The 12,407-nt window shown below is 51.8% G+C and carries 8 protein-coding genes and 1 pseudogene; 5 read left to right on the top strand and 4 right to left on the bottom strand.

The window, feature by feature from the left end:
- Positions 1-17 precede the first annotated feature (17 nt).
- The gene (locus tag ACM5QY_RS23430) at positions 18-1,100 is read right to left on the bottom strand and encodes an oxidoreductase (RefSeq protein WP_416123071.1); all 1,083 of its coding nucleotides are present in this window, start codon (positions 1,098-1,100) and stop codon (positions 18-20) included.
- A 221-nt stretch (positions 1,101-1,321) separates the two neighbouring features.
- Between ACM5QY_RS23430 and ACM5QY_RS23425 the strand changes: the two genes are divergently transcribed.
- Positions 1,322-2,389, top strand: a complete 1,068-nt coding sequence (locus tag ACM5QY_RS23425; RefSeq protein WP_416123070.1) for a sugar ABC transporter substrate-binding protein — start codon at positions 1,322-1,324, stop codon at positions 2,387-2,389.
- Positions 2,390-2,398: 9 nt separating this feature from the next.
- Complete coding sequence (locus ACM5QY_RS23420) at positions 2,399-3,646, top strand: LVIVD repeat-containing protein (RefSeq protein WP_416123069.1); 1,248 nt, start codon at positions 2,399-2,401, stop codon at positions 3,644-3,646.
- A gap of 59 nt (positions 3,647-3,705) precedes the next feature.
- Here ACM5QY_RS23420 and ACM5QY_RS23415 read toward each other — a convergent pair whose 3' ends face one another.
- The 3 genes from ACM5QY_RS23415 to ACM5QY_RS23405 are packed head-to-tail and all read right to left on the bottom strand — an operon-like array spanning position 3,706 to position 5,266.
- Positions 3,706-4,038 carry a DUF2645 family protein gene (locus tag ACM5QY_RS23415; protein WP_416123068.1) on the bottom strand — a complete coding sequence of 111 codons (333 nt, stop codon included), beginning with the start codon at positions 4,036-4,038 and terminating at the stop codon, positions 3,706-3,708.
- On the bottom strand, positions 4,035-4,745 hold the full coding sequence (locus tag ACM5QY_RS23410; protein WP_416123067.1) for a hypothetical protein: 711 nt from the start codon (positions 4,743-4,745) through the stop codon (positions 4,035-4,037). Before ACM5QY_RS23410 ends, ACM5QY_RS23415 begins: the two co-directional genes overlap by 4 nt.
- A 41-nt stretch (positions 4,746-4,786) precedes the next feature.
- Entirely contained in the window at positions 4,787-5,266 is a 480-nt protein-coding gene (locus tag ACM5QY_RS23405) for an Hcp family type VI secretion system effector (protein WP_416123066.1), read from the bottom strand.
- A gap of 379 nt (positions 5,267-5,645) precedes the next feature.
- Between ACM5QY_RS23405 and tssI the strand changes: the two are divergent.
- The 3 genes and pseudogenes from tssI (at position 5,646) to ACM5QY_RS23390 (ending at position 12,405) form a co-directional block, all read left to right on the top strand.
- Positions 5,646-7,644, top strand: a pseudogene (gene tssI, locus ACM5QY_RS23400) (type VI secretion system tip protein TssI/VgrG).
- 235 nt (positions 7,645-7,879) lie between these two features.
- A complete protein-coding gene (locus ACM5QY_RS23395) occupies positions 7,880-8,083 on the top strand; it encodes a DcrB-related protein (RefSeq protein WP_416123065.1) in 204 nt (67 codons plus the stop codon).
- 14 nt (positions 8,084-8,097) lie between these two features.
- Positions 8,098-12,405 (top strand): RHS repeat-associated core domain-containing protein, encoded by a 4,308-nt coding sequence (locus tag ACM5QY_RS23390; protein WP_416123064.1) that lies wholly within the window; start codon positions 8,098-8,100, stop codon positions 12,403-12,405.
- Positions 12,406-12,407 lie beyond the last annotated feature (2 nt).

Below are 12,407 nucleotides of genomic sequence, written 5' to 3'. Positions count from 1 at the left end.
TTAAAAGCGCAGCGAGTTTATTTATTCTCGACAAATTCCAACGCCAGACGCAGCTGCTCTGCGTTTACATTTCCGGGCAGCAGATGAATCGACTCGCCTGCCTGCAAAGTGCGTTCAATCAGCCGTGAAACCTGTGCTTCATCATGAATATCCACCTGCAACTGCGACAGGCTGACCGGCAAATCCAGCACGCGGTACAGCGCCGTCAGTTGCTGTACCACTTGCGGCTGGTTCAGCAGTGCGCTCTGCACCAGAATACCGTATGCCACTTTGGTGCCGTGCAGGAAGGCGTCGGTTTGTGGCAGCGCCGTCAGGCCGTTATGCACCGAGTGCGCGGCCGCAATGCGGGTATAACGATCGCCCAGGCCGCCGACAAGCCCGCCACCGGCAATGATCGCGTCCAGTACGTTGAGGAAAGATTGCGTAAGCTGACCGTCGTTCTGCGCCTGCAACGCCGCTTCACTTTCGTTGAGCAGAACATCGCGGATCGTCAACGCCGTGTTCAAACCGAGCTGCACCGTTAACGGCAGAATCTCCGGTTGCGGGCTGAGTACCACCGCTTCGTACCATTTCGCCAGCGTATCGCCGATACCGGCCAGCAGATATTCTTTCGGCGCACGCAGAATAATGCGCGGTTCCACCAGTACCAGATGGTTGGCGTCGTTGAATATTTCATACCGCAACGCCTGCCCTTCATCGTTGTACCACACGGAAAGCGGCGTCCAGGCGGCACAGGTAGCGGCGATAGTGGGAATGGCAACGACCGGTAATCCGAGACGGCGTGCCACAACTTTTGCGGTATCCAGCACCGCGCCGCCACCGATCCCAATCACGACCTGACGATCTTTCCCGCCGATAGTCGCAATCCGCTGCACTTCGGTTTCGCTGCAATGCGCGTTGAACAGCACGCGCTTCGCCTGTGATGCGCTGAAGGCTTCCGGCAGATAATCCTGAGCCGCCGCCAGCGCGCGTTCGCCATAAATCCACAGCGCGTTATCCAGTTGTTCGGTTGAGTAAAACTGCGTCAGGCGATCAATCGCGCCGGGGAAAGAAAAGTAGTTTGCGGGGCCGGTGACCACGCGGATATCAGTATCGCTCATGGGAAAATCCTTACATTATAATCTGTTAACATCCTACTCCCGGACATCCGGATGGCTAATAATCTTTGGCATTAACTTATGCCTTTTAGTTCGTTGCCAATCATTACCCCGTCATCAAAACTCGGACAATCAATTCATTAACGCATTCTAAAAGCCTCCCTAAAGGCTCGCATGAATTGTCCTCCCGTTCGAATGATGATTAACCACACAGGGTAAATGAAATGAAACTGTTCTCCTCTTCATTGCTGGCGTTAAGTTTGTTGTCGGTCTTTCCTTCTTTTGCGGCAGACACCGCAGCGATACCAAAATCCATTGCCGGTCACCACGGCCCGATCCGTATTGCGGTGATCCGTAACCTGGGCTCGGACGATAACACCACGCAATTTGTTTCCGGTGTCATTCAGGAAGGCCGCAAATTAGGCTTTCAGGTCAGCACGTTTCTGAGTAACGGCGACGACGCCAAATTCCAGGATTTCGTCAATCAGGCCATCAGCCAGAAATACGACGGCATTATTTTGTCTCAGGGGCGTGACCCCTACTCCACTGAATTGCTCAAACGCATTACCGCCAGTGGAATTGCCGTATCGGTCTTTGATACCGCCGTTAACGGTGATATTCCCGGTGTCACCGTTACCCGGCAAGATGATGCGTCTTTAACCGAGCTGTCCGTGGGCCAGCTGGTGAAGGATTTCAACGGCAAAGCCAATATCGTCAAACTGTGGGTGGCCGGTTTCCCGCCAATGGAACGCCGTCAGGATGCGTATAAAAAACTGCTGAAAGACCAGCCGGGGATCCATGAACTGGAATCCGTCGGCGCGGTGTCATCTGACGTACAAGGCGATACGGCCAACAAAATTGGCGCGATTCTGGCGAAATATCCGAAAGGCAAAATTGACGCCATCTGGGGGACGTGGGATGCGTTCAGTCAGGGCGCGTATAAAGCCTTGCAGGAAAATGGCCGCACTGAAATCAAACTCTACAGTATCGATATTTCCAATCAGGATATCGGTCTGATGCGCGAGGCGAACAGCCCGTGGAAACTGAGTGCTGCGGTGGATCCGAAACTGATCGGCGCAATTAACCTGCGTCTGGTGGCCTACAAAATTGCCGGTGAGAAAACGCCTGCAACGTATGATTTCAAAGCCGCCGCCATTCCTCAGGCGTTGCTGACCCGCAATCCCGATGCCGTAAACGTCGCGTCGCTGGCGAAAGTCATTCCGGGGTGGGGCAAATCGGATGATTTCATCGCCCCGTGGTTTACTACCCTCGAAGCAAAAAATAAGAAATAAGGCCGGAACATGACAACTCAATCTCTTCCGCAACCGGAATACAGCCGCAACATGCGGCTGATCGGGCACAGCGATCAGGGCGGAAAACCTGATGGCGTGCAGGTAATGGTTCACCGCGGCTATGCGTATATCGGCCATATGGTGTCGCAGGGCTTTTCCATCGTGGATGTCCGCGACCCGAAAAATCCGCGCCCTGCCGGTTTCGTCGCCGCACCGCCCGGCACCTGGAATGTACATTTGCAGGCGCATGACGATTTGCTGCTGGTGATTAACGCGCGCGATTTGTTTGCTGACGCGCGGTTCGCCGATGAGAAAGTGTATTACACCCGCTCGGTCAGCGAGACGGTCAAAGGCACGCAACAGCGTGGCTGGAGTGCGGGTGTCAGGATTTTTGATATTTCGACGCCCGATCAGCCAAAAGAAATCAGTTTCCTCGGGCTGGAAGGCATCGGCGTTCACCGCATCTGGTATGTCGGCGGGCGTTGGGCTTACGTGTCGGCGCTGATTGACGGTTACAGCGATTACATCTTCCTGACCATTGATCTGGCTGACCCGCGTAACCCGCAGGTCGCCGGGCGCTGGTGGTTGCCGGGGATGCATACCGCTGGCGGTGAAACGCAGAGCTGGCCGGAAGGCAAACGCTACGCGTTGCATCACGCGATCATCAGCGGGGATACGGCGTATGCCAGCTGGCGCGACGGCGGCCTGACGCTGCTGGACATCAAAGACCGGACCGCGCCGCAGCTGATTTCGCACCGTAACTGGAGCCCGCCGTTTGGCGGCGGTACGCACACCGCGCTGCCGTTGCCGGACCGGGATTTGCTGATCGTGCTCGATGAAGCCGTGCTGGATAATCAGGAAGACGGCGAGAAGCTGATCTGGGTATTCGACGTGCGCGAGCCGTCCAATCCGGTGAGTATTTCGACGTTCCCGCAGCCGGATGAGCGGGATTATGTCAGCAAAGGCGCGCATTTCGGCCCGCATAATCTGCATGAAAACCGGGCAGGCAGCTTTATCAGCTCGACGCTGATTTTCGCCACTTACCAGAATGCCGGTGTGCGCGCGTACGACATCAGTAATCCGTATCAGCCGAAAGAAACCGGCGCGCTGGTTCCGGCGGCACCCGACAGGATGATGGATACCCGTCCCGGCAGACCGCAGGTGATTCAGTCCTGCGATGTGTTTGTCGATGCGCAGGGCATCATCTACAGCACCGACTACAACGGGGGATTATCCATCATCGAGTATCTCGGGTAATGCTGCGCTGCGTCTGAGTCAGTCAGTTTCAGACGCGGCGATTTTCTTACATGAGTAAATTAACATTGTAGAAATCGCCCAAAAAACTCCCACCACCAGTAAATAATGAGAAATATGATAAAGCCTGAGCGAACGTACTTTTTATTTTTAATGGCTACAGGGAGCGAAATTAGCAGAGGGAGTATAAGAAGAGCGTTTACAAAGGCTGAGAAATCTCTCGTGCTGTCCGTATCTACACCGTTAACGTTGTCGCACCAATTATGAATGCCTCCTGAACTATGCGTGACGTCAATGGTTGAGAAAATAAAAACTGATATAGCACAAAGAATAAAATAGAAGTAAATAAAAGGTTCCAATAGCTTTGAAACTGATATTGGTTTTAAGTTGTTCATTCATGTATGTCCATTAGGTTTTTGACTCGCGCTCTTCTTTTGATAATGGCGAGGCCATAGGAAATATAGTCGCGATCAGCATTTCCTTCAGGAAGTGAAATGGCCCGGACAAAATCTCCTTTTGTTCTCTGAATTCCACGATTATATCGCGCACCCACTAAAATAATATTTTCGTCAGTCAGTTTTTCCGTGTCGATATCAGGGTAATCATATTTTATTAGATCTCTTAAATGGAGGGAAACCATTTTTAGATTGAAGTCATCGGTCTGCAAACATCGGCTAATTTGTAATTGCTGCCGTGATGTGATTTTTTCCGGAGCTATCCCTAATATCTCAGCGACTACACGTATCTGAATGGCGACTATGCCAATCGAAACTTTATTAGAGTAATCATTATTTTTTCTGAAAGAATCTATGAGTTGCCGAAACAAAAGTACCTGAGGTTTTAAATCATCTGGTTTCCCCCCAGCCTCCTGCCATGCAACATCTGCAAGAAGCCATGAAGGTATTTTCGCTTCGCGCGCATGCTTAATTATTGTTTCTTTGTGGGTTTTTATATAAACATCTTTGTAAAGAAAAAGATATCCTTGCCCCCAATAACTGTCATCTCCATTTTCATTCCATTTTGAAATAGTATAATCTATTAAATCCCAACGGCGAAAGTTATTGCCTTCGGGTTTGCAGTATGAATTTTTATTACGCATCATCTTTGACCCTTTAAGCCTATCCAAATTGTCTCTTTCCATGTTCAAAAAATACGCTCATCCCAGATACTATATCCCGCAGTCCCAGCTATATGATGCTCCCATGTGATATTTTGATAGTTCACGGAAATCATTTCTTCTGGTTGGTTTCCTGAGTGATCAATAGTATGCGGGTAAATAACACTAACTCCGTGCAGAAATGCTTTTCTAACGGTTACTGTATAGAATATCTCATAACCACCCGACGATGATGTCCTGTAGAAATCAAATTTCAACTCAAGCTCTTCATTGTTCGATATTGCCATGCCAAATAATGGGGATGACTTATCGATGAACTTAATGAACGATATAGGGCCATGATTTACATTTTGAGACCGTGTTAACGCATGTTCAAATGAAACAACCATAATTTGATCGCGATGACCAAGTTGATATTTATTGCCAATGGAGTCTGCCGTTGAACACCCCGCTGAAATCAAACCTTGTTTTTTACCTGTTATTGTTAAGTAAATCATATTGGCCATAATTGAATTTCCTTGATTTAGAGTTTGAGTATATCTATAAGTTATTTAATGGGTAAACATATCAACATCATGATTATCTTTTTTTTAAAAAAAGTAAAATGTAATTTTTTTATAATTAAATTTAAAGCATATATATATATTATGATTTACTTTTATAAGTACTGCATTCATTTAACTCTCCTCAGAAATGTACTTCCTTAATTTTGATGCAGTATTATTCGTGTGATCCGAGTCATGGATAAACCTTCTGAGTCAGTTTAGTTTCTTTGTCCTGATTGAGTTTATCTATTTGAATTTATTGTATTTATTTCAGTGATGCATTGTCTAAATAATTACTTTCTGATTAATGAATGACCACGGATGATAAAGGAATAACAGCATGGCGATTAATGGAACGCGCTTTACTTTCACAGCAGGTAGCACGGCAAAAGACACCTTCGCCGTCGTAAATTTTCACCTTTCACAACGTTACTCCGAACTCTTTACGTTGAATCTTACTTTAGCCAGCAGTGACCCGGCGATTGGGTTTGAAAAGGTACTGGACGAAAACGCGACACTGACTATCTGGCAAGGGGAAGAGATTAAACGGCGGGTCCGCGGCATCGTGACGTTTTGTGAGCAAGGTGATAGCGGCAAACATCAGACACTCTACAGGATGACCATCCGGCCTAATTTCTGGCGCAGTTCCCTGAGAACGAACTGCCGCAGTTTTCAGAACCTCGATATCCGCAGTATTTTCCAGCCGCTGCTGAGTGAAATGGAAGTGGTTAAATATGACACCCTGTTTCGAGCCCCCACGGCGTGCGCGAGTTTTGCGTGCAGTTTATGGAAACGGATTACGACTATATTTCCCGCTTATCTGCTGAAGAAGGGATCTTCTTTTATGAGCAGGAATATCTGGAAGCCAGCGACCAGAAGCTGACGTTTGCAGATAACTGCTCCGCATTAACCGGCATCGGCTCCCTGCCTTACAACCCTAATGCGGCCTCTGAAGCCGACACTTACTGTATCAACAACTTCCGTCGCAGCGCGCGCATCCGGCCTTCCGAAGTTGTCACTCAGGATTACACCTTCACCGCTCCCAACTGGCAGGCTCAGTACCAGGAGCAACCGTCAAAAATGAAATATCAGCATGACCTGTACAAGATTTTCGACTATCCGGGGCGTTTTAAAGACGAGCAACACGGCGCGGACTTCGCCAAATATCAGATAGAAGGCTGGCGCAATAACGCCGATGTCGTGGCTGGCAGAAGTAATACCCCGAACTCTCTCCGGGCGTCTGCTTTGCGTTAACAAACCATCCGCGTGAAGATCTGAACGTGAACTGGCAGGTCGTCTCAAGCGAGATGAGCGGTGATCAGCCACAGGCGTGGATCGGCAACGAAGGTCAGGGAACGACGCTGGTTAACGAATTTGAAGTGATTCCTTCTACCCAAACATGGCGGTCGATGCCGCACCCGAAACCGCGCGCAGACGGCCCGCAGACCGCAATTGTCACCGGGCCTCCGGGGGAAGAGATCTTTTGTGACGAACACGGGCGCGTGCGGGTGAAGTTTGCCTGGGACCGTTATAACAAGGCCGACAACTACAGCTCATGCTGGATCCGCGTATCGCAGGCCTGGGCAGGCACCGGTTTTGGCAATATTGCGGTGCCGCGTGTCGGACAGGAAGTGATCGTCGATTTTCTTAACGGCGACCCCGACCAGCCGATCATCACCGGACGCACCTATCACGCCACAAACCGCGCCCCCGGCGGCCTGCCCGGCACTAAAACCCAGATGGCGATCCGTTCGCAAACCTACAAAGGCGACGGCTATAACGAACTGATGTTCGAAGATGCGACCGGTAATCAATTGTTGTCGATGCAGGCGCAGAAGGACATGAAGACCAAAGTGCTGAACGATCAGGCGCTCACGGTAGACCGGCATCGGGTAAAAACCATCAAAGGTAATGAGATCAACACCATTGAGGGCTATCGCACAAAAATTGTTACGGGTAATGAAACAAACGCCGTAGAAGGATTTCAGGGCTCGACGGTGAAAGTCGGGCAGTCAGCCGCTGTGCAAGGGGATGTCGCTCAGTTAACGGGAGGAACGCACACCAGTCTGGCCGTCAAGATCGTCACGATAGGCTCCGGGGAACTTATCCGCCTTGAATGTGGCGAAAGTGCGCTCGAGTTACATGCCAGCGGAGCCATCAACCTCAAAGGCAAAAGCCTGAATGTCACCATTGAGGGCAACGGCGTTATTAATACCCTCGGCGGCGTGCTGGGTCTGAACCCTTCCTCTCCGGGATCCCCGGCAAGCGCGCCGGGTGAAAGCTACAAACAATCCATTCAAAACAGCATCGATGGAATTTTCAACAAGGAAAGTGAGTGATCATGAATCTCTACCGCACGGACGAATGCACCTTCCCGCTGCCTGACGGCAACAACTGGCTGGACTGCAGCCTCAATATTTTCCGGAATACTCAGGATAATTCTTCTCTGATTGTCAGCCGGGGCGTTATCCCCAAAGAACGGACTTTTGAAGAAGAACTGGATTATCAGTGGTCACTCCTGCTCGGTAGCGTGGAAGTTCTGCACTCAGAGCCGCGTCTCCCCGCCTTCTGCCTATGTCACCCGGTCTGCACGCGCTGGAAACAGATTGTCACTTCAGGCGGGGAGCTCATCGCCATTATCAGCGCCAACTGGCCATTTATCGCGCTGAGCGGCGGGACATGCTGATTTTTACCTGCACAGCACTACAACCTTTCACTGATGAGCAGAACCTTTACTGGCAAAAACTTTGCCAGTCATTGTGTCTGACTCAATCCTGACCGGGGAGCACATCATGGCTGATGAACATGCTGCCCGTCTGGGTGATGCCATTATTCATACCAGCGTAATGGCCGATATTGCTGCGGTTGCGATTCAGGGAATTGCGGTTGCTGCCGCTGGTGCCATCGTTATGGGGGTCGCCATTGTAGCGGCTCCGGTGTTGGCGGTCGGGGGCATAGCGGCAACTGCCGTGGCCGCTGCGGGAACCTGTTTGGGTTCCGGGCTGATTGCCGGTTTCGTTCTTGAGGCCACGGGGATGATGGATGAGGTCATCAGCGAGAGTGAGGGACTGGCGAACATGATGTTCCCGCCATCACCTGCGGGCGTTATCACCACCGGTGCGACTGATGTATTGACCAATGACATTCCAGCCGCGCGTGCAGCCGGACGTTTGCTCAGCACCACCGAACAGGCCGGATTACCGCCAGAACCTGAAGGCGAACGAGATTACGTCGCCATGCTGCTCAATGGCATCAAGGCCATCGGGATGGAGCTGATGAGCCCGACCGTTGCGCTGCCTCCGGGGCCGGTTGCACCATCCAATCAGGATATCGTTCTGTGCGAGAAACATCCTCCTGCTCCTCCGCAATATCTTGCGGAAGGTTCTTCTACCGTCTCCATTAATGATTTGCCCGCCGTGCGGGGTAACGACCGCACCACCTGCGGTGGCACCGTTTCAACCTCAACGTCGCCCAATGTCACCATCGGCGGCGCGGCGGTGATAGTGCGCCCTATCTCCAGTGGAAAAGTGCCGGGGCTCGATTTGTTGGTGGCCACGAGCATGCTGCTAATGGGCAAACCCTCGAAAATGTTCAGCAAACTGCCCTGTATGTTAATGATGATGGGCGCAGGTATGTTGAGCAGTAAACTGGCGGCTTCGGTGCAATCGGCCTTTATGCCCGTGCATGCGGCGACAGGCGCAAAAGTACTGGCCGGTGAAGAAGATCTGGATTTTGTTTTACCGGCACGTTTCCCTCTTCGCTGGCAACGTATTTACAGCAGTCGCAATACCGCCGCAGGAATGTTTGGCACCGGATGGCGAACCTCTTTTGAGTCGCGCATTACCCTTGAAGGCGAAATGACCTGTTTTCATGACGAAAGCGGGCGTGAATTACGCTTTGCCTCGCTGGCAGCAGGCGAACGTAAAATCTATCCCGACTCTGGCCTGCTGGTGGCCGCCGGAGATGAGGGGCAGATTCTGGTTGCCGATCTTGACGGCAGCGTCTGGCGGTTGTATCTGCCGGATCCTCAATCAGCCGGAAATCTGCGGCTGACGTCATTGTGCGATGAATACGGCAACGGTCTGTTGTTGCATTATGACGTACAGGGAAAACTCGCTGAGATCAAAGACACAGAAAATAGCCTCAGCGTCAGCCTGCATTATCAGATTGCGTCACACCCGCAGCGTGTCACACAGATTACTGACACCAGCCGCGATAATCCCCGCACGCTGATGACTTATGATTACGGGCTGACCGGCCAGCTGGCAAAAGTGACGGATGCCGCTGACGTGGTGCTTCGCGAGTTTGATTACACCGCCGAAGGGCTGATGGCGTGGCACGTTCTGCCGTCAGGCTTGCGCAGCGAATACCGCTGGCAGCTTTTTGATGACGACTGGCGGGTTATTTCACATGTCACCAGTGCGGGAAGACGCAGCACGATAAGTTACGACATGACGCAGCGGATCACACGGGTTGAGGAGTCCGACGGCATGACCCGCGAGCACCACTGGAACGCCGAATATCTGGTGGAGCGTTTTATTGATGAAGCGGGTAACGCGTGGTGTTACGCGTGGGATGAAAATCAGCAACTCACCCAAACAGTCGCGCCGGACGGTGCAACGCAGCAATTTTTCTACGATGCCTCCGGCAACCTCGTCAAAGAGATCGACCCGGCGGGTGGCATATCTCACACGATTTGGCTTGAGCAGCAGTCAAATCCCCGTCAGTTCATCAACCCGCAGGATGGCGTTTACAGCCTGCAATATGACGCCTGCCACGGTGTCATTGCCGAAGAAGACGAACTCAGGCACATCAGCCGCTACGAACGTGACGAGTTTGGGCAGGTAACGGCTTACATCAATCCGCTGGACGGCATCAGCCGTTTTTTATGGAATGAACGCGGTCAGTTGACGCAGGCGCAGGATTGCTCCGGACACACCACGCTTTATACCTACGATGAGCATTACCGGCAGGTCTCTGTGACAGATGCCACCGGGGAATCACGCCATTACGAGTACGACGCTGCCGGGCGGATATTGCGGGTGACGTCGGCAGAGGAACGGACGGAACACGCGATTTGGGATGAAAAAGGCCAGCTTGTCGGGCTGAAAGCCGCTGACGGAACATTGCGTGAGTATGGCTATGACCGGGTCACCGGTCAGCTGAGTTTCAGTCGCGATGCACTCGGTGGAACAGTCTCCCGTACTTACGATCCGCGCGGACGGCTGATCCGGCTGATGAATGAAAACGGCGAAGCCTACGGTTTCAACTGGGGTGAAAACGACAGACTGACCGAAGAGCGCGGCCTCGACGGCGTGGTCACCCGCTACGGATATGATGTCTGTGACCGGAGCAGCAACAGAACATTTGCCGCTGGCACCGATCAGGCGCTGACCCACCATTTCACACGCAATCTGCTCGGGCAAATTGTCACCCGGCAAACGCCGGACGGCATCACGCAGTATCAGTACGACCTTCTCGGGCAACTGACCGACGCCCTTTTCGCCCCAAAAGACGGCGGAGAACCTGAACGCCTCTTGCTGGCCTACGATCCCGCAGGCCAGTTGTTGTCAGAACGGGGGCGCAACGGAGACGTTAACTACCGGTATGACGCGCTGGGTAACCGCAGCGCGGTAACATTACCGGATGGTCGTTCGCTGAAAACGCTCTATTACGGCAGCGGACATGCCCTGCAGGTAATGCTGGATTCACAGCTGATCACTGAGTTCAGCCGCGATGCATTGCACCGTGAAACAGGCCGGACTCAGGGCGTGCTGCAAACCGGGCTGCGTTATGACCGTCATGGGCGGATCAGTGAACGCTGGACTGGCCGGACGCCTCATTCCGCTCTGGCGCAGTCGAAAGAAAGCTGGCATTACGACCTCAGGGATAACCTGACTCTGGTGCATCAGAGCACGACGCATTTTCGTGCCCGACGCTACACCTATGATGCCGCCGACCATCTGACCGGTCGCGAAGGCCCGGCCCCATCACCGCAGTACTACCGGTATGACCCGGCATCCAATCCGCTGGATACAACGATAAATGTCGGACTGTGGCCGCATAACCGCGTTATGCAGCATAACGAATGCGATTATCGGTACGATATTTACGGCAGAACGACGGAGAAAACCACCCACGGTGAACGCTGGAAGTACCGCTATAACAGTGACCATCAGCTGATTGAGGTGTTGCATCAGCCGTTCAGCCACACGCGGCCTGAATGCGTGGTGAATTTCAGCTACGACCCGCTCGGCAGACGCATCAGCAAGCGCGTACGCTACCAGCGGATGGATCTCGTCACCTATGAGCCTGAGAAATACGACCCTACAGAAACCCAATTTTTATGGGAAGGCCCGCGCCTGCTCGCCGAGTTCAGCGGGAGCCGTACGCAGGTTTACGCCTACAGCGATCAGAACAGTTATGCCCCGCTCGCCAGAATCGACGGAACGGGCGTTGATAGCAAAATTTATTATTTCCACAATCAGGTCAACGGCCAGCCGGAGGCGATGACCGACAACGAAGGAAACGAATGCTGGCGCGGCGAGCCAGACAGTTGGGGCAAAATCAAAGGCGAAACACACCCCCGTGAAATCAAAACCGGCGGCCCGCAAAACCTGAGGATGCAGGGGCAATATCTCGACAGAGAAACAGGGTTACATTACAATTTATACCGTTATTACGACCCCGATAACGGACGATTTACCCAGCAAGATACGATAGGTTTGTTGGGTGGATTGAATTTATACCAGTATGCACCGAATGCGTTGGGGTGGGTGGATCCTTTAGGTTTAACGAGTTGTTTTTATAGAGGTTCTAAACTTGGAGAAAAACCTTCTTTTGTTCCCAAGCCTAATGAATTCAAAATTGATTCTGTAACGGGTAATGTTAAGACAACACACGGCGTGTCTGTTTTTGATAATCCAACGAGTGTATCAAGCAAGGGTTTTGAACCCCATAAGATAGATATGAGTACTGTTAGTGATAAACTTAATATTATTCAGAGAGGTAATGACCTCAAACACTTTGAAATTGTTCCTTCTCAGCAAATACCATTTGCCGACTATGTCGCCGAACTTGCAAAAATAAAGGTTCATTAGCT

The organism is Rahnella sp. PCH160 (assembly GCF_047784855.1).
GTDB lineage: Bacteria > Pseudomonadota > Gammaproteobacteria > Enterobacterales > Enterobacteriaceae > Rahnella.
This window is presented reverse-complemented; position numbering and strand designations above follow the sequence as displayed.

Coding starts and splice junctions, on each gene's coding strand:
- ACM5QY_RS23430 (WP_416123071.1), bottom strand. CDS start 1,100: ATGAGCGATACTGATATCCGCGTGGTCACCGGCCCCGCAAACTACTTT.
- ACM5QY_RS23425 (WP_416123070.1), top strand. CDS start 1,322: ATGAAACTGTTCTCCTCTTCATTGCTGGCGTTAAGTTTGTTGTCGGTC.
- ACM5QY_RS23420 (WP_416123069.1), top strand. CDS start 2,399: ATGACAACTCAATCTCTTCCGCAACCGGAATACAGCCGCAACATGCGG.
- ACM5QY_RS23415 (WP_416123068.1), bottom strand. CDS start 4,038: ATGAACAACTTAAAACCAATATCAGTTTCAAAGCTATTGGAACCTTTT.
- ACM5QY_RS23410 (WP_416123067.1), bottom strand. CDS start 4,745: ATGATGCGTAATAAAAATTCATACTGCAAACCCGAAGGCAATAACTTT.
- ACM5QY_RS23405 (WP_416123066.1), bottom strand. CDS start 5,266: ATGGCCAATATGATTTACTTAACAATAACAGGTAAAAAACAAGGTTTG.
- ACM5QY_RS23395 (WP_416123065.1), top strand. CDS start 7,880: ATGTCACCCGGTCTGCACGCGCTGGAAACAGATTGTCACTTCAGGCGG.
- ACM5QY_RS23390 (WP_416123064.1), top strand. CDS start 8,098: ATGGCTGATGAACATGCTGCCCGTCTGGGTGATGCCATTATTCATACC.